Origin of the sequence: Paenibacillus sp. ATY16, from assembly GCF_003399985.2 — a bacterium.
In the GTDB taxonomy this organism is placed as follows: domain Bacteria; phylum Bacillota; class Bacilli; order Paenibacillales; family Paenibacillaceae; genus Pristimantibacillus; species Pristimantibacillus glycanilyticus.
On record NZ_NMOK02000001.1, the window covers coordinates 125,890 to 146,073 of the forward strand.

Genomic DNA, 20,184 nt, shown 5'->3' on the forward strand with positions numbered 1-20,184 from the left:
GCTTAGCGAAGAACGCTAGCAGATCAGCCTTATTAAGGCTACTGCTGCGTTCTTTTTTTTCGCCGTGGATTAGAGAGGGGAGAGTCGATGAACAGAAGGAGAAATGCAGGCATTGGGCTGCTTGCCGCCATGCTGTCCGGGGTTCTGGTGTATGGCCTGTTCCAGCTGCAGAAGCTGCAGGTTACCCGCGAGGAAACGGTGGAAGTTGTTGTAGCCAAGCAGTTTGTGGAAGCAGGCAGGCGGTTAACGGAAGCAGATGTCGCATACAAACGCATTCCTCGCGAAGGCTACGAGCAGGAAATGCTTGTTGACGCCAAGCTGGCGGTAGGCATGGAGACCGTTATTCCGCTAGGGACAAACGAGCCGATTCTGGGCTGGAAAATCGATAAGTACCATCTGCTGCCTACGGGGATGGAGTCGACCTTTCAAATTCCGCGCGATTACGTTCGCTCCATCTCCAACGGCATTCGCGCCGGCGATAAGGTAACCGTCTATTTATCAGGCGAGAATGAGCCCTCCAGGCGGATATTTGATTCGCTTGTGACGGTTGCGTCGGTGAAATCCTCAAGCAACGTGGAAATTGACAATATGAAGGATCCGAATCTGCTGTCGCTGGCGGAAGGGGATAAGGAACGGATGTATGCCTCCCGGCGCGATGCGAACGGGATGATCGAATACATTAATTTGAATCTGACGGAATCGCAGTGGCTTCAGATCGACGGTTATTGCAAGGACGGTCTTCATAAGCTGGTTATCGCCTACAGTCCGGAATCCCTGAGCCTGGAGGAGGAGCATACGTGAATGCGATAACGTCGCCTTTGATTACCTTTGTCGGGACTACGCCGAATATTGGCACGACCTCGGCCGCCTTTGCCGCAGCGTTTCGAATGGCGGAAGCAAGCGGCAGGCAGATTGGTTATTTATGTCTTCATCTAAAAAGCGCAAAGCTTCACCGGTATTTGGGCATCGCCGAGCCGGCCGTGACGCTGGACAAGCTGAGGCCGGAGCTGAAGTCCGGATCCTTAACGCCGGATAAGCTGCAGCGCGCGGTGCAGCCGGTCAGAGGAATGCCGAATCTGCATGTGTTGTTCGGCAATATGCTGAGGGACCAGGCGGAGTTTTATTCGCCGGAGGAGATGGAGCATTTGCTGGAGATCGCCGGACAGACGTTCTCCATGGTTATTATTGACGTAGGAGCTTATTGGGATAACGCGGCTACGATATGCGCTCTGCGTGAGGCGGATACGCGCATTCTCGTCACTACCGATGCTTTATCCCACTTTCAGGAAGACGGAAAACGCTGGATTTCGCAAGTATCGCCGCTGTTTGGGCTATCAACGGAACAATACCATACGGTTGTCATTTACTCCCCATGGAGCACAGGAGGATATCGCATGAAGGATATTTGCAAAGAAATGGGCACATCGAAACTTGGAGAATTACGGTTTGGTCATCAATTCTATGCGCAGCTGGACAGCGGTCATTACGGGCAGTGGCTGAAGGAGGATCCTGCAGGCAAGCTAGCCATGCAGGAGAGCGCGGAACAGTTGATGGACCGTCATCATATACGCAGGGTAACGCCAACGCTTGCCGTACAGCCTTGGTACCGCAAGCTGCTAGCCCATCGCAACGGTGTAGGCTCTTGAATTCGGGGACAAGCAAGTTTTCACCGTCGGATTATTCTGCGCGGCTGAGGCTGGATCAATCCGTGGTCACGGATCCTTTGGACAGAGGGGAAACGGCAGGACGAGGAGCGGATTTTGGAAGGCTGGCCGAGGAGATCAGGTCCTATCTGGCAGCACCGAGAGGGCTGACGGAGGAAGAACGCCGGCAGTACAGCGAGACCTTGAACAGGGCCGTGCTTGGCTTTGCGCCGGAAAGGGAACAGGTGCTGGCGATTATAGCCGATAGGCTGATCCGTCTTCGCATCCATCAATTGGACGGCTACAAACATCCCTATGCGACGCTTGCCGAAGCCTTGTTCGCGGAGGTAATCGGACTTAACGTGCTTGAGCTTGTACTGGCCAGGAGGGACGGTCTAGAAGAGATTCAAGTTGTCGGCTCGCAGATTTATGAAGTAAGGGACGGTCACACGATGCTGTCTTCCTATTGCTTCGATCATGAGCGGGACGTGGAGCGGATTCAGCAGAACCTGGTGCTGTACAACAATGACCGCATCAATCCGCGCAAGCGGTGGGCGGAAGTTATGCTGAGGGACGGCTCGCGCGTCACGATGACCGGCTTTGGGTTTACGTCGAAGCCAACGCTTACGATTCGTTTTTTTACGGTGCGCAGCTTCAGTCTGGAAGCTTTATGCTCCGCTCCGTACCATACGTTGAGCACGGCTATGAGAAATATGCTGCTGGATGTGCTTGAAGCGCGGTTTAATCTGGTCATAATCGGCCCGACCAACTCGGGCAAGACGCATCTGATGAAGGCTCTGATCGCGGAACTTCCGGATGAAGAACGAATCGTCACGATCGAAGGAAGGTTCGAGATGATGCTCGGGAGGGATTTTCCCATGAAAAATACGGTTGAATACGAAGCGGACGAGGATGATCCGCAGCACCGGGCCGAACAGGCGTTCAAGCTGGCCCTCCGCCAATCCCCGCAGCGCATCGTGCATGCCGAGATCCGCGATATGGATGCCAATATTTATGTAAGGGCATGTACGAGAGGGCACTCCGGCAGTATGACCACGGTGCATGCCAATACGCTGGAGGATGTGCCGGAAGCGATCACCGATATGTGCATGCTGGACGGACGCGGCATGAATCCGGAGCGTTTGACGAAGAGGATTGCGGAATACGTTACCCAAGTGGGAATTGAGATGCGTTATTTGGGCGGCAGGCGGGTTATTGCACGAATCGGTGAGCTGAGCTGGGCGAATAACGAGGTGATAGTTCGGGATTGGGCCCGATTTGATGAACCAAGCGGGCAGTGGGTATATCCCGAGAAGCCCTCGCCTAAAGCAAAGGCGCGCCTTTCCGAGAGGGGCTGGCAGACTTGATTAAGCTGTCTATCGCCGCGGCGGCTCTCCTTCTCTTCAGCTTATGGTTTATTTCTTTGTCCAGCTTGCTGCTTGTCTGGACGGAACGCCAGGAGCGGAGGGACAGACTGACGTATCAGGCGAGGAACCGTCTTGGCTATCGGCTGACCGAAAAGCTGAAAAGATTCGAACGGGTATACCGCCACTTGTCGGAACTGCTTGAGACGCTGCAGCTTAAGCTGAAGCCATCCGGTCTTGTCATCGGGTCCTTACTTCTCCTGCTTGCCGGGGTTGCCGTTGGCGGTTTCTTTTTTCAGAGCATCAAGGGGACGCTGCTATTCGGTCTTGTTGTCGGCTGTCTGCCCTATACGATCCTGCGGGCCATGCTTGTGCAGAGACAGATGCAGCTGCAGATGGATTTTTTGCCGGCTATCGAGCTGTTCTATCAATGCTATTTGGTAACGGGCGGCCGGCAGGTTCGAACGGCTTTGCAGCGCACGGTGGAAGAGAGGAGGTTGCTTGGCCCCATGCAGTCGGTGTTCGAACAGCTGTACCGGAATCTGTCGGTTCGCGGTGACGACGAGGCCAGCCTGCGCATTTTTTCGGCTGCGCTTGGCCATGTGTGGGGTGACTACTTCGTCAATATTATGCGGGTAGCCTTAGCCGAGGGCTCGCCTATTGCGGAAAGCCTGAAGGAGCTGCTGGGAGATATGCGCAAGGCGCGGCGGGCGAACGAGCAGGAGCGAAATAAATTGCTGGAGATCCGGATTGCCAACTTTACGCCGGTCCTGTTTCTCGCATTTTATATCGGCATCAATGTCCGCTACAACCGGGAGAACTCCTATTACTACTACCTGATCGACCCGCAGGGAAGGGACATGCTTCTTAACGCCATTGTTCTTATCTTCGCTTCTTTCCTGATGGGACTGTGGCTGTCGCGCAAAAAGATGTAGAAGGGAGGTTTGCTGGCCTTTGGAGTCGTTTATCCGCCTGCTTATTGCTGCCGGGGAGTTTTTGTTTGGCTTCCTGGGCGTTTATATGGTTCTCCAATCCATGCCCCGAAGGAAGCCGAGATGGTTCCATCTGGACGCTTTGAACTGGCGGACGGATGAAATGCCGGACAAGTGGCTCCATCTGCTCCGTTTATCGCGGGAGAGTGAAGCTTTCATTGAACGGGCTACACTTCTCGCAGGCTGCGGAGTTACCGCGGACGCGGCTTGGTACTCGGCTGCAAGAAGAATCTTGCTTTTTCTGCTTCCCGCAATTGCTATTCTTTACGGCGGCTTGTCTATCGAACGGGGAGCATGGCTGTGCTACACGTTTGTGCTTGCGGGGGTCGCGCTCTTGTATTGGGATTTGCCTTGGTTGCGATCTTTCCGAAGACTTCGCGCGCAAAGGATTACGAAGGAAGTTTATTTAATGAGCAACCAGCTGCTGTACCTGTCCGAATCGGCCCTTCATATCCATACCAAGCTGACCCGTTGCATCCCGTATACCCGGACGCTGCGCGGGGACCTCGAACGGCTGCTTGCCGAATGGTATCACGATGCGGAGCAGGCGCTTCGCCGGTTCAAGCACCGGATCGGCACGGATGACGGCATGAGCTTTGTCGAGACGATTGATTCGCTGCGGCTTCACGAGAGCCCGGAATATTACAGGCTTCTACGCGAGCGCATTCAGGATTACAAGGAGAAGCTGGAGCTTGCCAAAGAAAGCCGGAAGGAATCCACTTCTTACTTTCTTTTTATCATTGCGGGGATCCCGATTCTGTACACCTTTCAGATTTTTATTTACCCCTGGGTGCAGGAGGGGCGGAAGCTGTTTGAATCTTTGGGATGAACGCTCCACCGTCAAATGCTCAGGCGAAAAGATGCTATGAAGGAGGTGAATCAAGATGCGCAATATTTTGATGACCGTTATGCTGCTTGTTGTCGTCATCATCCTGTTCAACAACATTATTGCCAACGATACAACGGGAACAAGCAAGCAGATTCAGACACAAGGCAGCTCGGCTAACACAAAGATCGGCTCCATGTTATCAACGGGATCGAACTAAGGGGGATCAGCGATGAGAGCTCTGCTAATAGCGATGCTGCTTCTGGTAACCGTCATTTTGCTCTATACGGGAATTACCGGGGGCGAAGGCGGCACGAAACGGCAGGTGGAACGTTCCGGAGCCGCTATCGGCGCCTATATCCGGCAGATGAGCCCATGAGAAATATATTGGTATTCGTGTTGTTTGCCGCTATGGTGTGCTGGATGATGTTCTCTCCTATCTATAAGCATGTGCTGATTGCAAGGCAAGCGGTCTTGCAGCAGGAGACCGATTATTTGCTGGAGGTTGGCGCCAGCGGAAGCTATGGTTATATCGATGCCGTTATGATGGAGCAGTCGAGGGAGCGGCTTACCGCTTTTGGGCTCAAGCCGGAGCTTGTCGAATTTGAAGTGACGGCGGATAACGGACTGGCCGCGACTGATCCGGCCTCTCCGCTTCCAAGGGGCACCGGGATCAGGCTGAAGATGAGCTATCCGTATGAGAACCTATTCGAGATCGACCGGTTGATTGGACTGGAGCCTATCGCGGTAGGCAGCCGCATGCGGACGTTTGGAATGAAGATGAGCGAGTACATGCCGTAAGGCGTGGTCAAGGAGATGCCATGTATAAGCTGATGTTGATCGTTTTAATGATGACGGTATGGGTATCGGTACACTTTTTGCAAACGGATGAGGAAATGGCGATGAAGCTGCTCTATCAGGGGAAGCATGCGCTTAACCGCGCTGCCCATGCAGCCTCGCAGCAGCTGGATCCCGAATCAATGGGCGAGGGGGTTCTGCGGATTGATCCGGAAGCGGCGGAAGCGGCCGCGGCTGCTTACCTTCAGGCGAACCTGCAGCTTGATGCGCAGGGGAGTCCGCAGCCGAATTCCCCTGTCCGGGAGCGGGTGAATGTGCTTGTATTCGAAGTCATAAATAATGATCGCAGCTTCCCTTATACATACAGGAACGATCAATACGATTACGAGGCCACTCTCCAAAGGCCTGGCGTCGTCCTTATTATCCATGTCGTTTACCCGCGCGCGTTTACGATCCTCGGCCCGATCGAATGGGATATTAAAGGCGTATCGGAGCTGACGGTGAGGTAGCCATTACAAGGCCGGTTTGAATGATAAATTCTTTTAAGGGGGCCAGAACGAAGCGATTCCATACGCTTCCTGTTGACGATCCATCATAAAATTGATCTAATAAAGGGGGAATATGGAAGTTAGGAGTTGGCTTCGAATGGAGATTAAAAAAGACGTTTCCGAGGAAGTTGTGCGGGAAAGAATAACCAAGCTGCAGGAAGCGATGCGCGCCTCGGCGATGGACGGGTTTCTTCTGACCCAAAACCTAGATCTTTATTATTACACCGGCTCAATGCAGAACGGATATGCCTTTATTCCGTCTCATGGAGAACCGGTTTTCTTTGTGAAAAGGAGCCTTGAGCGGGCTAAGCTCGAGAGCGGCATTTCCGTTAAGGAGCTTGGGGCCTTCCGTTTGTTTGGCGAGACGCTGGCGCGGGAATATCCTCAAGTATTTAAAGCCGGTACGGGGAAGCCGGCTGCTGTAGCGGCAGAAATGGATGTGCTCCCCGCCCAAACCTATCTGAAGCTTTCCGGATTGCTGCAGGCCGCCGGTGCGGGGCCGATTGTTGACGGTTCGGCCATCATTAGAAGACAACGGATGATCAAATCGACGCTTGAGATTAGCCGGATCGAATCGGCTGCTGCCGTTGTTGACGAGGCGCTGAACGAGGCGCTTAATTTCCTGAAGCCTGGCGTAACGGAATTGGAATGGATGGCACGCGTTGAATACGAGCTGCGTATAAGAGGGCATATCGGCCTCATGAGGATGCGGGGGTATAACCAGGAAATTGCGACGGGTATGTTTATCGCCGGATCAGCCGCGGCTGTTCCTACGTATTTCGATGGTCCTGCCGGCGGGCTTGGTCTTGGCGCGACATCGCCGCAAAGCGTCAGCCGCAAATCGATTGAACGGAATGAGCCTATTCTGATGGATATCGGCTGCTGTATCGACGGTTACGTGATTGACCAGACCCGTACGGCTGTTATAGGAGAACTGCCGGAAAAGCTGGCTCATGCCTATAATGTATCCGAAGCCATTATCCGTGAAGCGGAGAACGGAATGATGCAGGGGGCGATCTGCTCGGCTCTCTATGCGAGAGCTCTCGAACAGGCGGAAGACGCGGGGCTCTCCCCGCATTTTATGGGCTATGGCGCTGACCAGGCCAAGTTCCTTGGGCATGGAATCGGACTTGAGATCGACGAATGGCCGGTTCTAGCCAAAGGCTTTGATATTCCGCTGGAAGCGGGAATGGTGATCGCCGTTGAACCGAAATTTACGTTTCCAGGTGATGGTGTAGTCGGCATAGAGAACAGCTATTTGATTACGGACGGCCGCCCTCGGGCTTTGACATTTACCAGAGAAGGATTAATCAAACTGCCATAAACAGGTTTGCCAAGGGGGCTTTGCTGGAATGGACCGTTTATTATCGAAAAGGCTTCACCGGGATTACATCACCGTGTACCGAATAAGCTCGCTTATTACTCATCTTGTGCTTTACGTGATTGTTATTGCCTATTTAACGTTTGCGGCCTGGAAGCATTGGACTTACATTCCCGGCCTTATCGGGCTGGCGGCGGTAAGTTTGTCTGCGGTGCTGTTTGTATGGTTTTTCCCCGAGGTCAAATACCGGCGTTTTCAATACGAGTTGTTTGACGAGGAGTTGGAGATCAAATCCGGGCTTATCGTCATTCGCAATGTCCTTGTTCCGATGGTGCGCGTCCAGCATGTGGAGCTGGAGAGCGGACCTCTCATGCGCAAATACGAGCTTGCCAGCGTGGCGGTTGTAACCGCGGCAACCACGCACCGGATCAGCGGCCTCAAGCAAAGCGAAGCGCATTTTCTGAAGAGGCGGATCGGCCAGCTTGCGAAAGTAGATGATCAGGATGATTAAGCGAAACAAGCCGCGCAGGCTGCATCCGATTTATATTCTGTTTCCGCTGTTTAACACGGTGAAAGGGCTGCTGCCGCTTATCATCATTACCTTGCTGCAAGGCGTGAACTGGTCGGGAGTAAACGGGTATGTTTATCTAGGCATTCTGGCTGCCGTAACTTTGCTTATGTTTCTCGGTTTATTCGGCTGGCGCAAATGTTCCTTTACCGTGGAGGATGACCGGATCGTCATCCGCAAAGGGATCCTGTTCAGAGACGAGAAAACAATCTACTTCGGCCGGATTCATTCGGTTAACCTCGAGCAGCCCATTCTGCAGCGGTTATTTGGCGTCACGCAGGTCAAGATCGAAACGCCCGGCGGCAACAAGAAGGCTGACGGAATTCTCGCGGCTCTCACCGAGAAGGATGCAAGACAGCTGCAGAAGCTTCTGCTTGCGCCTCATGTCCAGCCTGCGGAGTCTGCCGCACGGCAGCTTCCGGTTCTCCCTAACTACCGGTTAACCACGGGTCAGCTGCTGCTTGCTGCCGCGACCTCCCTTAATTTCGGTCTGGTTGTTGCTTTTATCGCGGGGATCATTTCCCTGGCGGATGATTTCATTAACGAGCTAGCACCCAACCTTTATTCCACGTTATACAAGGAATCAACCAGCGCAGATCCAAGCTATACCGTTATCGCGGTTATCGCGGTATGCGGGCTTGCCGTTGCATGGCTGCTATCCCTTGTTTTGTACGTCATCAAGTTTGCCGGGTTTACCGCAAACAAACAGGATGATCAAATCTCGATCTCCTACGGCCTCCTCGAGAAAAAAGTGCATCACTTTGATGCCCGCAAGGTGCAGGCGGTTATCGTGGCGGAAGGGCTTCTTCATCAATGGATCGGATTTGCCCAAATTCAATTGCAGGTCATCTCTTCGGATAAAACGGAGCGTTTGATGCTGCATCCGTTTATTCCCAGAGCGTCTCTTCAATCCATTTTGACCTGCTTTGTGCCGCAGTTTACTGCCGCAGAGATTAAGGCGGCTGCCCCGAAGCGGGCTTTTTTCGACTACGTTTGGAAAGGGCAGCTTGTTATGATTCTCCTATGCGCCGTCTTCATCTACTTTTTCCATACCCATGGGCTATGGTCTCTTATTCTGCTTCCCCTTGCCGCAGCCTGGAGTTGGAGCTGCCTTTCGGCGGCGGGCATGAACTTGGAGGACGGACAGTTAACCCTCCGCAAGAGGAGTCTGACGAGAATGACCTATTACATGCGCAGGCCTCAAATTGTCTCCATGGCTACAAGGCGGACGAGAGGACAGCAGAAAAGACGGCTTCTGACGATCTCGGCGCATGTGCTAGGCAGCCTTCAGGCTTACCGCGTCTACTGTCTCGAGCGGGAGGATGTCGAGAGGGTATGGCGCTGGTACAGCCGGCATCAATCAGAAAAATAAGAAAGGGCAGTTCTCTGTCCTCTTCGTAATTGGACACCGCTATTATTTTTTAGTAGGATAATAGAGATAGACAGCGGCTGATAGACAGGAGTGAACACAATGCTGAGTTTAGGGGCAAAAGTTGTTATTATCGCTGACCAATTCGAGCAAAATCTCCCTCTTGGGGAGTATGGTTATATAATCGCTTACGACCGCAATCCGGACAATGTGTTCGATTATGTGGTAAGAGTGCCTGCGGCTAACCGCAATTTCCTTGTTCCGGACGAGGATATTGAACTGGAGGAAGTGCTGCTGCAGGAAGAGGTTGACCGGATCGAGCGGGAGGCGTTGATTGATTACGCGCTGGCCACGTATAACGAAGAGCTTTTCAACCGGATTGTAAAAGGCGAAGAAAAGCCCGAGGAGAAGGACAATACGGGCGGCGAGAGCCAGACAACGGAAGACTTTATTCGCCAGGTTAATCTGAAGGCGTGGATATAACGGCAATCATCGCAATCATCCAAGCGGAGCTTATCCCTTAACGGGAGAGGCTCCGTTTCATTTTGCCTGCCTGGACTACTTTGTGAAATGGCGATTATAAGCTATAATAGGAGGAATGAGTAGAAGGCTTGAAAGGGAGGACGAAGCATCCATGAGCATTACGATTAAAGACGTAGAGCATGTTGCGAATTTGGCGCGGCTGGAGCTCTCGAATGAAGAAAAAGAACAATTTACGGGACAGCTGAATGCGATCCTGAAATATGCGGAAAAGCTGGACAGCCTGGATACGGACAATGTAGAGCCGACCAGCCACGTGCTGCCGATTACGAACGTGATGCGGGAAGATATTACCCGCGAATCGCTTCCGATCGAAAAAGTGCTGCTTAACGCACCGGACGAAGAGGACGGCCAGATTAAAGTGCCGGCTGTATTGGAATAGAACTTTAAGGTACTTGAAGGGAGGAACTGCTGTTGTCACTGTTTGATTTACGCCTACAGGATGTACATAGCAAGCTTAATAACAAAGAATTGACGGTTTCCGATTTGGTGGACGCTTCTTACCGCCGGATTGCGGAGACAGACGAAACGATTAAGGCTTTCCTAACATTAAATGAAGAGAATGCCCGTCGCCAGGCGGATAGCCTGGACAAGCAGCTTCTGGAGGGCGGCGAACGCGGTCTTCTGTTCGGACTGCCGGCCGGCGTGAAGGATAACATCGTAACGGAAGGGCTGCTTACGACATGCGCAAGCCAATTCCTGAGCAACTATAATCCGATTTACGATGCAACAACGGTATCCAAGCTGAAATCCGCTCAGTCGGTTACGATCGGCAAGCTGAACATGGACGAGTTCGCGATGGGCGGCTCGAACGAGAACTCCAGCTACTATCCGACTCGCAACCCATGGAATCCGGAATACGTTCCGGGCGGTTCAAGCGGCGGCTCCGCGGCTTCGGTTGCCGCGGGACAAGTCTACTTCTCCCTTGGCTCCGATACGGGCGGTTCCATCCGCCAGCCGGCTGCGTACTGCGGCATTGTTGGCCTTAAGCCGACATACGGCTTGGTATCCCGCTTTGGTCTCGTAGCGTTTGCTTCTTCATTGGATCAGATCGGTCCGCTCACGAAAAATGTTGAAGATTCCGCTTACGTGCTGCAATCGATCGCGGGTTACGACGAGAAGGATTCGACATCCGCTAACGTTGATATCCCGGACTACACCTGCGCTCTTACCGGCGATGTGAAGGGTCTTCGCATTGGCGTGCCTAGAGAGTACCTTGGCGAGGGCATTGATCCGAAGGTGAAGGAAGCCGTTATGCAGGCTCTCAAAACCTTCGAAAGCATGGGCGCAACGTGGGAGGAAGTATCGCTGCCGCATACCGAATACGCGATTGCGACTTACTATCTGCTCGCTTCCTCGGAAGCATCGTCCAACCTGGCGCGTTTTGACGGCGTTCGTTACGGCGTTCGCGCGGACAACCCGGAGAACCTGATCGATCTGTACCGCAAATCGCGCAGCCAAGGCTTCGGTCCGGAAGTGAAACGCCGGATCATGCTCGGTACTTACGCGCTTAGCTCCGGTTATTACGATGCGTACTACCTGAAGGCGCAAAAGGTCCGCACGCTGATCAAGCAGGACTTCGATAATGTCTTCAACCAATACGATATCATCATCGGCCCTACGGCTCCGACAACGGCGTTCAAGATTGGCGAGCAGGTTGGCGATCCGCTGACGATGTACCTGAACGATATTTGCACGATTCCGGTAAGCCTTGCGGGCATTCCGGCAATCAGCGTTCCGTGCGGAACGGCGGACGGCATGCCTATCGGCCTGCAAATCATCGGCAAGGCATTTGATGAATCGACCGTGCTGCGTGCGGCTCATGCGTTTGAGCAGCAAACCGAATTCCATAAATTACGGCCGCAGCTAGGGTGAAGGGAGAAATAACGATGTCTGAAGCGACTCAATACGAAACGGTAGTTGGTCTCGAAGTACACGTGGAGCTGCATACCAACAGTAAAATTTTCTGCGGCTGCTCTACGGCCTTTGGAGCTCCGGCTAATACTCATACATGTCCGGTATGTCTCGGGCACCCGGGCGTTCTGCCCGTCTTGAACAAGCAAGCTGTCGAATACGCGATGAAAGCGGCAATGGCGCTTAATTGCGAAATCGCCGACATTAGCAAGTTCGACCGTAAAAACTATTTCTATCCGGATTCGCCAAAAGCGTATCAGATCTCGCAGTTCGATCAGCCAATCGGCCAGAACGGCTGGATTGATATCGAAGTAAACGGCGAGACCAAGCGGATCGGCATTACCCGCCTCCATCTGGAGGAAGACGCCGGCAAGCTGACCCACGTTGACGGCGGATATGCTTCCCTTGTTGACTTTAACCGCGTCGGTACGCCGCTTGTCGAGATCGTATCCGAACCGGACATCCGCACGCCGGAAGAAGCGAAGGCTTACCTCGAGAAGCTGAAAGCGATTATGTTGTACTGCGAAGTATCGGACGTGAAGATGGAAGAGGGCAGCCTCCGCTGCGACGCTAACATCAGCCTTCGTCCATACGGGCAAGAGAAGTTCGGTACGCGTGCCGAGTTGAAGAACATGAACTCGTTCCGCGGCGTTCAGCGCGGTCTCGAATACGAACAAATCCGCCAGGCGGAGATTTTGAATGAAGGCGGCCTCGTTGTGCAGGAGACGCGCCGCTTTGATGATACGCTGGGCAAAACCTTCTCGATGCGCGGCAAGGAAGAATCGCATGATTACCGTTACTTCCCGGACCCTGACCTGGTTCGCTTGAACATCAGCCAGGAATGGAAAGACCGGGTCCGCGCTTCTATTCCGGAGCTGCCGGATGCGCGCAAGGCGCGTTACACAACCGAATACGGCTTGCCTTCCTATGACGCGGAAGTCATTACTTCTTCGAAGAAGCTTGCAGACTTCTTTGAGGAAAGCCTGAACTATACGAAGGATGCTAAAGCGGTATCCAACTGGATCATGGGTGATCTTCTCGGCTATCTGAACGCCAACAGCCTGGAGCTTTCCGAAGTGAAGATTACCGGCCAAGGTCTTGGAGAGATGATTGGTTTGCTCGAGAAGGGCACCATCAGCAGCAAGATCGCCAAGACGGTCTTCAAGGCGATGCTGGAATCCGGCAAACTGCCGCAGCAGATCGTTGAAGAGCAAGGCCTCGTCCAAATCAGCGACGAAGGCGCGCTTGTGGCCGTAGTGGATCAGATCATTCAAGCGAATCCGCAATCGGTAGAAGACTTTAAAGCAGGCAAAGATAAAGCGATCGGATTCCTGGTCGGCCAAATTATGAAAGAGACGAAAGGCAAAGCGAATCCGGCTCTCGTGAATAAGCTTCTGCTTGAACGTCTGAAAGCCTAATTGCCGATTTTTTTGACGCCGCTCATCCTAAGCGATGGGCGGCGTCTTTTCATGGAATGCAGGTCCTTATGCATACTAATATGGTACAATTATCATGATGAAAGGTTGTGCTGCACTTGGGTCATGATCTCGCGAATCCATGGTACATTAATGAGTTTCATCTCGGGTTAAGGCTGCTTCTCGCCATGCTCCTCGGCGGACTGATCGGCCTCGAGCGCGAACAGTCGAACCATGCGGCAGGGCTGCGCACGAACATTTTGGTATGTATCGGTTCTTGTTTGCTAATGCTCTTATCGATATATGGTTTTTCTTCTTTTGTTAACGAGACGAATGTTCGGGTCGATCCGGCCCGTTTGGCGGCGGCTGTTATAACCGGCGTCGGGTTCCTCGGGGCAGGCACGATTTTGTTTACGGGCAAGTCCATTACGGGGCTGACGACGGCGGCTTCCTTGTGGGTGGTCTCGGCGATAGGGCTTGCGGTAGGCGCAGGATTTTATTTTGCCGCGGTAACCACAACGGTTCTGGTTCTGCTTATTCTTTGGGCTTTCAACAAGCTGGAGAAAAGATACATCAGCACGAAGCGGGAGCATAAATTAGTCCTTCAGGCGGATGAGCAATCCACCATTGTCCTTACGCTTAACGCTCTGCTGACCGAGAAGCAGATTACGATCCGCAAGGTCATGCTGGAGGAAAGCGCGAAGCATGAGCAGGGCGTGCAGCAGTTTATGCTTCATTTGACCGTGCAATTGCCGAAGAATGAATCGTTATTGGCTTTACTGGAACAAATCAAGCAGATGGAGGGCGTGCATTGCGTGAGCTCGGATTAGATCGGCCAAAGAGCAGACTTCTTACGTTATTACTCGCATTCGTGCTCCCCGGAGCCGGGCATTTGTATACGGGGCGTTATCAGAGAGGACTGCTCCTGACCGCCGGTCTAGTTCTTGATATAGCGGCTATTATCAGGTTGGCAGATGCAAACGCGGCAAGGCATCTGCTCTTTATCGTCTATTTGGGAATTACGCTGCCGGTGTACTATTTCATCAGCGTGTTTGATGCCCTGCAGACCAGGGCTGATGCCAAGGATGGTTCAACGGATCAATTGTCGCCGGTAATCGGCCTGCTCATTATGGCTGCCGGTGTACTGCTGTTTATTTTGACCGACCCTCCCGCGGCGCTTATTCCGTGGATGGACGACTTGGCGGAAATGGCGGTAGGACCGTTTTTAATGGCGGTGGCGCTTGTTGTATGGTTTTCGCGAGTGAAGGGAGATCAGTCCATGTTTCGATTGGGGCGGTTCACAGCCGCCGTGTTTATTATTGCAATTGGCGGCCTGCTCTTATGGGATCAGGTGAAAGGCCGCAATGACGTAGCCTTATTGGGCAAGTGGTGGCCTGCCGTATTTATTTTGCTCGGGGCCGAGATTATCATTTATAGCATCGTTTACCGGAAAGCGGCGAGAAAGCTGCGATTTGATTTTTCCGGAGCTATCATCGCTATTGTTATATCCGTTGTTGCTTTTACGGTGACCCAATACGCCGAGCTTCCCTTCCGCTGGCTGGACCAGTATGTTGATTTGAACGGTACGCCGGATTACGGCGAAGAGAAGGGCTATAAATTCGTGAAAGAGACGGATACGGTGCCTTTTGACGCTGCGGCCATATCCAAGCTCAAAATCTCCAATCCGAACGGGAAGGTTACGGTCCGAGGCGGCGGCACGGATCACCTCGTAATAGATACCGAAGTATGGGTGGACGTCACCGATGAGCAGGAAGCACAACAGATTGCAGACAATTCGGCCGTGGAAAGAGTGTCGGATGCCGATTCGATGACGATAACGGCGAAAGGCCAGCCATACGGTACGAACGGAAGCCGCAAACCGCGCATTAATATCGTCGTTACGGTTCCGCAGACAACCGTTACCGCCCAGGATCCTGGGGTAAGCACGGACATTCCGTCTACGGATCCGAGCCCGGGGTCGGACTCAAATTCGGATTCGAATTCGAATGCAACGGAGACTCCCTTAGACGAAGCGGAAAAGAATTCCGTTCCCCAAATGGCGGTAACGGTTGATGTCAATAACGGTCCCGTATCCGCAAGCGGATTGAATGCACCCGGCGGAGTCCAGCTGAAGAGCGACAATGGCGATGTTGAAGCCCAGCAGATTGAAGGGCCGCTGGTGATTCACGGTCTGAATGGAGGGATTAAACTCCAGACCGTAACGGGCGCTGCCGATTTATCCACGAAGAACGGTGCGATTACCGTTGATGCGCTAACCGGCAATCTGACTGCCGAAACCTGGAATGGAGCCATGACGCTGAGCGGTATTACCGGGAGCGTGGGGGCGGACACGAAAAACGGCAAGATTGCCATGAAGGAAGTATCCGGAGAGGTGAAAGCATCTACGTTAAACGGCAATATCGAGCTGACTAGCCATACAGTGGGCGGGGATTGGGATTTGGACAGCACGGTTGGGGAGATTAAGCTTCTTGTTCCGGCGGTAGGGGACTATTCCGTATTTGGTTCGGTAACGTTTGGAAGCATTACGACCGATCTGCCGCTTACGGTAAACAAGAAAACCGTTCGAGGAACTATAGGCGCGGGTACTTACCGAATTCAAGTGAATGCGACTAACAGTATTTACATACAGATGAATGAGGCGGGTTGATGAGCGCTTTCATTGACAAACCATTTTGAATGAACGTACAATAGTTCTATCTAGTAAAAGAAAGGCGTGAGGGGAATGGGAGCCAGCGTTACCGAAGCAATTGAGCAATTGAAGATGAATGGCGTCCGTATGACCCCGCAACGTCACGCCATATTGAGTTATTTGATGGGCTCGATGTCACATCCGACAGCCGATGAAATCTATAAGTCGCTGTCTCCGAATTTTCCGAGTATGAGCGTGGCTACGATATATAATAACTTGAGGTTATTTGTCGAAGCGGGTCTAGTTCGAGAATTAACCTACGGTGACGATTCCAGCCGTTTTGACGCGGATTTGTCCGACCATTACCATGCGATTTGCAAAAGCTGCGGCCAGATCGTAGATTTTGAATACCCGCCGCTGCTTGAAGTCGAGCGGGCTGCTTCCAATAAGACCGGTTTTATGGTTGAGGGACACCGTATGGAGATTTACGGAGTATGCTCCAGCTGCAGCGAGACGGCAAGAGCGTAAACGGTAGGTTGTTTATAGTTAAGATGAAATAAGGCGTGCATAGATGCGGTAAATCGCGGATTTGCACGTCTTTTTTTACAGAGAAGCAGCAGTAATAAGGCTGTTAGGGTGACAATTCTTTAAGTTTAAGCTTTCGACGCAAGAATCATCACGAACGGCCTTAACCAGGCCATTTTGGGTGACAATTCTTTTTAGGAGAGTGAGCAATTGGAGACGATGTACACCAGAGCGCCGCGTCGCCGCAAAGGCGGGGGAGCATGGTATACGATGCTATTCCTGTTATTTATCGCAGCAGCGATGGGCGTTTGGTTTATTTACATGAAGTTTATACCGAATCAGCATATTGCGGTTCCTGACTACGGAATGGAACATCCGATAACCTATCAAGGCGAAATCATGGATCAAGGTGCTTTTATACAAAATGATGAAGTCATGCTTCCGATATCCGCTTTGCAAAAGGCGCTTGGACCGGACGAGCCCGTATATTACGAAGCGGAGACCGGTTCCATCATTTTGACAACGACTAATAAAGTATTGCGGCTGAAGACGGATGCTTTGACGGCAGAGCTCAATCAGAAGCCATACGAATTGCATATCGCGGCACAGACCAAGGATGATGCCGTTTATATACCGATTACGCCGCTTGAAGAACTTTACGGCCTCAAGACGGAATACAAGGCCGACTCCGGCATCGTTATTTTACTCCAGGCAGGGGAATCTATTCAGCAAGGAAAAGCTTTGAAATCAAAAGGCAGCGCGATACGGACCAAGACAAGCATCCATTCCCCTATCGCGGAAAAGGTACCGCAAGGCGAGACGGTCCGCATCTGGGGTGAGGAACACGGATGGTTATTCGTGCAAGGTCCGCAAGGACAGCTGGGATATATGCAGAAGTCCAATGTAGAGCTGGCCAGCATAGAAAAGGTTCCTCAAGCAGCCAAGGAAGAGGCTTTCATACCATGGAAAGTACTCGGCAGCAAAATTAATCTCACCTGGGAAGCCGTATACGATAAAAATCCGAATCCGGATTCCATCGGTACGCTAAAAGGGGTTAATGTAGTAAGTCCAACCTGGTTTGAGCTGCAGGATGGACAGGGAACGATTAAAGGCAAGGCGGATCCGGCTTACGTACGTTGGGCGCATGATCAAGGCATGCAGGTTTGGGCTTTATTCAGCAATGGCTTTGAGCCCGATCAAACAACGGAAGCTTTGGCTAAGGCCGATACACGCTTCAAAATGATCCGTCAGCTGCTCGCTTTTGCGCAGACCTATCATCTTCAAGGCATTAATATCGATTTCGAGAACGTACGCACATCCGATAAAGCGAATCTGGTTCAATTCGTAAGAGAGCTAACCCCTCTTCTCCATGAACAGGGACTTGTCGTATCGATTGACGTCACGCCGAAATCCAACAGCGAGTTATGGTCCCTGTTCCTTGACCGTTCGGCGCTTGGGCATACCGTCGATTATATGATGGTAATGGCCTATGACGAGCATTGGGCTTCCAGCCCGGAAGCGGGTTCCGTTGCATCGCTTGGCTGGACGGCAAGCGCGGTCAAACGGATAATCGAAGAAGACGGCGTATCCGCGAACAAAATCATTCTAAGTATGCCGCTATATACCCGGATTTGGACGGAACAAAACGGGAAAGTGACTTCCAAAGCGGTAGGGATGGACAAGGTTAAAGATATTATCGCAAGCAAGAAGCTTACTCCCAAGCTCGACGAGGCTGCAGGACAGAATTACGTGGAGTATAAAGAGAATGGCGCTTTAAACCGGATATGGATTGAGGACGCTTTGTCGATCCAATCCCGTGTGAAGCTAATGCGTGAGCTTGGTCTCGCCGGCGTGGCCACATGGAACCGTTCCTTCCAGACTTCCTCGATCTGGCCCGTCATTGACGAAGCCATTAACAAAAGGCCATAATACTTCCTTATAGATGTAATAAAAGAAGCAGCCCAAGCGATGAGCGCCTGGGCTGCTTCTGTTTTATTCAACCGACGGTTCATGCGTTGCCTGAGCGGGATCAAGCGTAAGCATCGTTTTGCAATACATGCAGCGGTCGGTTTTGCCAAGCATTTTTGTCGGCCGGTGGCATTCGGGACATTCAAGCATGGTGGCGCTTGTCGACATCATGCCTGCCCAGAAATAAACGACGCAACTGATTAAGAGGGAGATCATTCCGAGGACCATAAAGATCGCCGCGAAGATTTTGCCGGCGTGCCCCCACCAGACGATTCCGCCTGTCCCGATGATCATTACTCCCATGCCAACTAGCGTAAAGACGAGGCCCCACAAACGGAATTCATTGATTTTTGCCGATTTGAAAAAAATCTTATTCACTATTCCATTCCTCTCCATGACGATTGACGTATGTAAGGTTAACGGTTTTTCGTTTGCAAGCAGGAAACCGCCACACTTTGTCGAAAAAGATAGTACTATACAGATAATTATTATAGCTTAATCTAAATGGATTAGCTATACGGAGGCCGAAGTGAATACGAAACAGTATTTTATTGAAACGTATCGTTCGCAACTGGATGTAGTGGGTCTGGTGGCAATCGAGAATCCGTATCCTTATAATCCCGTGATTGAAGGATTGGACGTTTTAGTTCTTGTTGTGCGAGAGAGTGGGGCTAATGAAACAACCGAGCATGTTTGCCAGCTTGGCAGAAGGATTATGGTTCGTACGGTTGACACCGGTCGTTTGGAGCAATGGATAGCTGGCGGAAGCGGCAGCGTGATCCAATGGATGGTTCGGGGGGAGATATTGATGGAACGCGACAATTACTTGACGAATATTCGTGAGCGATTGATGTTATTTCCAGATATCATGCGGGAACAGAAGCGCTTCGCCGAGTTTTCCGGATTCCTGCGCACCTATCTGCAAGCGAAGCAGGATCTTGAGGACAATCATATTTTGGATGCGCACAGTCATGTCATGGCGGCACTTCATCACTGGGCACACATCGTACTTATAGAAGAAGGGCATCATCCGGAGCTCACGGTTTGGAAGCAAATCCGCAGAGTGCATCCGGGAGTCTACAAGCTGTACGAGGAATTGACGGCAAGTCCGGAATCTTTGGAACAGCGTGTTCGGCTTGTTATGCTTGCTTGCGAATTTACGGTAATGAACAAAATGAAATCCTGCTGCTCTTTATTGTTCGAGGCCATCAGCAGCAGACAGGAACCGTGGACCATATGCGAGCTGCAGAACTATCCGCCGATTCAGGAGCTGCATATTGATCTTTCTCTGATTGTTCAGAATCTGGTCAAACGAGCTTACGTCCGTGAGGTAGCGGTTATGCCGGCGAACGGAGATCCGGATGTGATGGAACTAAAGTATTTGTTAACGGCCATCTGATAAAAACAGCATAAAATACCCGTTGCTTTTGAACGGGTATTTTATTTTTGAAAAAGGTTGACTTACTATTTGGCCCTATGGTACATTAATACTCGCCGCTTTTGAGGCAGGTCAAAAAAGTCCAAATCGACAGCTGAAAAAAATGTCGAAAGACGAAAAAAAAGTGCTTGCAATCATCTAGGCGACTGTGATATATTATAAAAGTCGCCGCTGAGAGAAACGGCGAAGAACGAAAAACAAATTGTTCTTTGAAAACTGAACAACGAGCGAAACTGCCCCGTTAGAAATAACGGAAAAGCGATTTTTTTAAAAGAATGAGCAAGTCAAACACTTTAATGGAGAGT

Annotated in this window: 22 protein-coding genes; 21 read left to right on the forward strand and 1 reads right to left on the reverse strand. The window is 51.7% G+C overall.

Annotated features, from left to right (window positions below):
- Window positions 1–87: 87 nt before the first annotated feature.
- The 20 genes from CFI03_RS00620 to CFI03_RS00715 all read left to right on the forward strand — a co-directional run bounded on the left by CFI03_RS00620 (window position 88) and on the right by CFI03_RS00715 (window position 18,402).
- The gene (locus CFI03_RS00620) at window positions 88–801 is read left to right on the forward strand and encodes a CpaB family protein (protein WP_116393722.1); all 714 of its coding nucleotides are present in this window, start codon (window positions 88–90) and stop codon (window positions 799–801) included.
- Window positions 798–1,646, forward strand: a complete 849-nt coding sequence (locus CFI03_RS00625) for a CpaE/TadZ family protein (protein WP_116393723.1) — start codon at window positions 798–800, stop codon at window positions 1,644–1,646. The genes CFI03_RS00620 and CFI03_RS00625 overlap by 4 nt, the downstream gene beginning before the upstream one ends.
- On the forward strand, window positions 1,643–3,010 hold the full coding sequence (locus CFI03_RS00630; protein WP_116393724.1) for an ATPase, T2SS/T4P/T4SS family: 1,368 nt from the start codon (window positions 1,643–1,645) through the stop codon (window positions 3,008–3,010). Before CFI03_RS00625 ends, CFI03_RS00630 begins: the two co-directional genes overlap by 4 nt.
- Window positions 3,007–3,942: a type II secretion system F family protein gene (locus tag CFI03_RS00635; protein ID WP_116393725.1), complete on the forward strand. Its 936-nt coding sequence runs from the start codon at window positions 3,007–3,009 to the stop codon at window positions 3,940–3,942. Before CFI03_RS00630 ends, CFI03_RS00635 begins: the two co-directional genes overlap by 4 nt.
- Window positions 3,943–3,961: 19 nt before the next feature.
- Complete coding sequence (locus CFI03_RS00640) at window positions 3,962–4,828, forward strand: hypothetical protein (RefSeq protein WP_116393726.1); 867 nt, start codon at window positions 3,962–3,964, stop codon at window positions 4,826–4,828.
- A gap of 55 nt (window positions 4,829–4,883) precedes the next feature.
- Window positions 4,884–5,045: a hypothetical protein gene (locus CFI03_RS00645; RefSeq protein ID WP_015842707.1), complete on the forward strand. Its 162-nt coding sequence runs from the start codon at window positions 4,884–4,886 to the stop codon at window positions 5,043–5,045.
- A 12-nt stretch (window positions 5,046–5,057) separates the two neighbouring features.
- Window positions 5,058–5,204, forward strand: a complete 147-nt coding sequence (locus CFI03_RS00650; RefSeq protein WP_162862746.1) for a hypothetical protein — start codon at window positions 5,058–5,060, stop codon at window positions 5,202–5,204.
- Window positions 5,201–5,626 (forward strand): hypothetical protein, encoded by a 426-nt coding sequence (locus CFI03_RS00655; RefSeq protein ID WP_116393727.1) that lies wholly within the window; start codon window positions 5,201–5,203, stop codon window positions 5,624–5,626. Before CFI03_RS00650 ends, CFI03_RS00655 begins: the two co-directional genes overlap by 4 nt.
- Window positions 5,627–5,646: 20 nt before the next feature.
- Window positions 5,647–6,132: a hypothetical protein gene (locus tag CFI03_RS00660; protein WP_116393728.1), complete on the forward strand. Its 486-nt coding sequence runs from the start codon at window positions 5,647–5,649 to the stop codon at window positions 6,130–6,132.
- Window positions 6,133–6,268: 136 nt separating this feature from the next.
- Window positions 6,269–7,495, forward strand: a complete 1,227-nt coding sequence (locus tag CFI03_RS00665; protein ID WP_116393729.1) for a M24 family metallopeptidase — start codon at window positions 6,269–6,271, stop codon at window positions 7,493–7,495.
- Window positions 7,496–7,523: 28 nt separating this feature from the next.
- Complete coding sequence (locus CFI03_RS00670; RefSeq protein WP_116393730.1) at window positions 7,524–8,003, forward strand: PH domain-containing protein; 480 nt, start codon at window positions 7,524–7,526, stop codon at window positions 8,001–8,003.
- A complete protein-coding gene (locus tag CFI03_RS00675) occupies window positions 7,996–9,432 on the forward strand; it encodes a PH domain-containing protein (protein WP_162862747.1) in 1,437 nt (478 codons plus the stop codon). The genes CFI03_RS00670 and CFI03_RS00675 overlap by 8 nt, the downstream gene beginning before the upstream one ends.
- Before the next feature lie 99 nt (window positions 9,433–9,531).
- Window positions 9,532–9,912 (forward strand): ATPase, encoded by a 381-nt coding sequence (locus tag CFI03_RS00680; RefSeq protein ID WP_116393732.1) that lies wholly within the window; start codon window positions 9,532–9,534, stop codon window positions 9,910–9,912.
- 151 nt (window positions 9,913–10,063) lie between these two features.
- Window positions 10,064–10,351 carry an Asp-tRNA(Asn)/Glu-tRNA(Gln) amidotransferase subunit GatC gene (gene gatC, locus CFI03_RS00685; RefSeq protein ID WP_015842715.1) on the forward strand — a complete coding sequence of 96 codons (288 nt, stop codon included), beginning with the start codon at window positions 10,064–10,066 and terminating at the stop codon, window positions 10,349–10,351.
- 32 nt (window positions 10,352–10,383) lie between these two features.
- Window positions 10,384–11,844 carry an Asp-tRNA(Asn)/Glu-tRNA(Gln) amidotransferase subunit GatA gene (gene gatA, locus CFI03_RS00690; RefSeq protein ID WP_116393733.1) on the forward strand — a complete coding sequence of 487 codons (1,461 nt, stop codon included), beginning with the start codon at window positions 10,384–10,386 and terminating at the stop codon, window positions 11,842–11,844.
- 14 nt (window positions 11,845–11,858) lie between these two features.
- Entirely contained in the window at window positions 11,859–13,301 is a 1,443-nt protein-coding gene (gene gatB, locus CFI03_RS00695) for an Asp-tRNA(Asn)/Glu-tRNA(Gln) amidotransferase subunit GatB (RefSeq protein ID WP_116393734.1), read from the forward strand.
- Window positions 13,302–13,486: 185 nt separating this feature from the next.
- A complete protein-coding gene (locus tag CFI03_RS00700) occupies window positions 13,487–14,128 on the forward strand; it encodes an MgtC/SapB family protein (protein ID WP_373312825.1) in 642 nt (213 codons plus the stop codon).
- Window positions 14,110–15,966: a DUF4097 family beta strand repeat-containing protein gene (locus tag CFI03_RS00705; protein WP_116393736.1), complete on the forward strand. Its 1,857-nt coding sequence runs from the start codon at window positions 14,110–14,112 to the stop codon at window positions 15,964–15,966. Before CFI03_RS00700 ends, CFI03_RS00705 begins: the two co-directional genes overlap by 19 nt.
- Window positions 15,967–16,041: 75 nt before the next feature.
- Window positions 16,042–16,476: a peroxide-responsive transcriptional repressor PerR gene (gene perR, locus CFI03_RS00710; RefSeq protein WP_116393737.1), complete on the forward strand. Its 435-nt coding sequence runs from the start codon at window positions 16,042–16,044 to the stop codon at window positions 16,474–16,476.
- 216 nt (window positions 16,477–16,692) lie between these two features.
- Window positions 16,693–18,402: a glycosyl hydrolase family 18 protein gene (locus CFI03_RS00715; RefSeq protein WP_248756131.1), complete on the forward strand. Its 1,710-nt coding sequence runs from the start codon at window positions 16,693–16,695 to the stop codon at window positions 18,400–18,402.
- 63 nt (window positions 18,403–18,465) lie between these two features.
- Here CFI03_RS00715 and CFI03_RS00720 read toward each other — a convergent pair whose 3' ends face one another.
- Complete coding sequence (locus tag CFI03_RS00720; RefSeq protein ID WP_162862750.1) at window positions 18,466–18,810, reverse strand: YgzB family protein; 345 nt, start codon at window positions 18,808–18,810, stop codon at window positions 18,466–18,468.
- A gap of 160 nt (window positions 18,811–18,970) precedes the next feature.
- On the opposite strand from CFI03_RS00720, the gene CFI03_RS31245 reads away from it, so the two are divergent.
- The gene (locus CFI03_RS31245; protein WP_116393740.1) at window positions 18,971–19,840 is read left to right on the forward strand and encodes a nucleotidyltransferase-like protein; all 870 of its coding nucleotides are present in this window, start codon (window positions 18,971–18,973) and stop codon (window positions 19,838–19,840) included.
- Window positions 19,841–20,184: the final 344 nt, after the last annotated feature.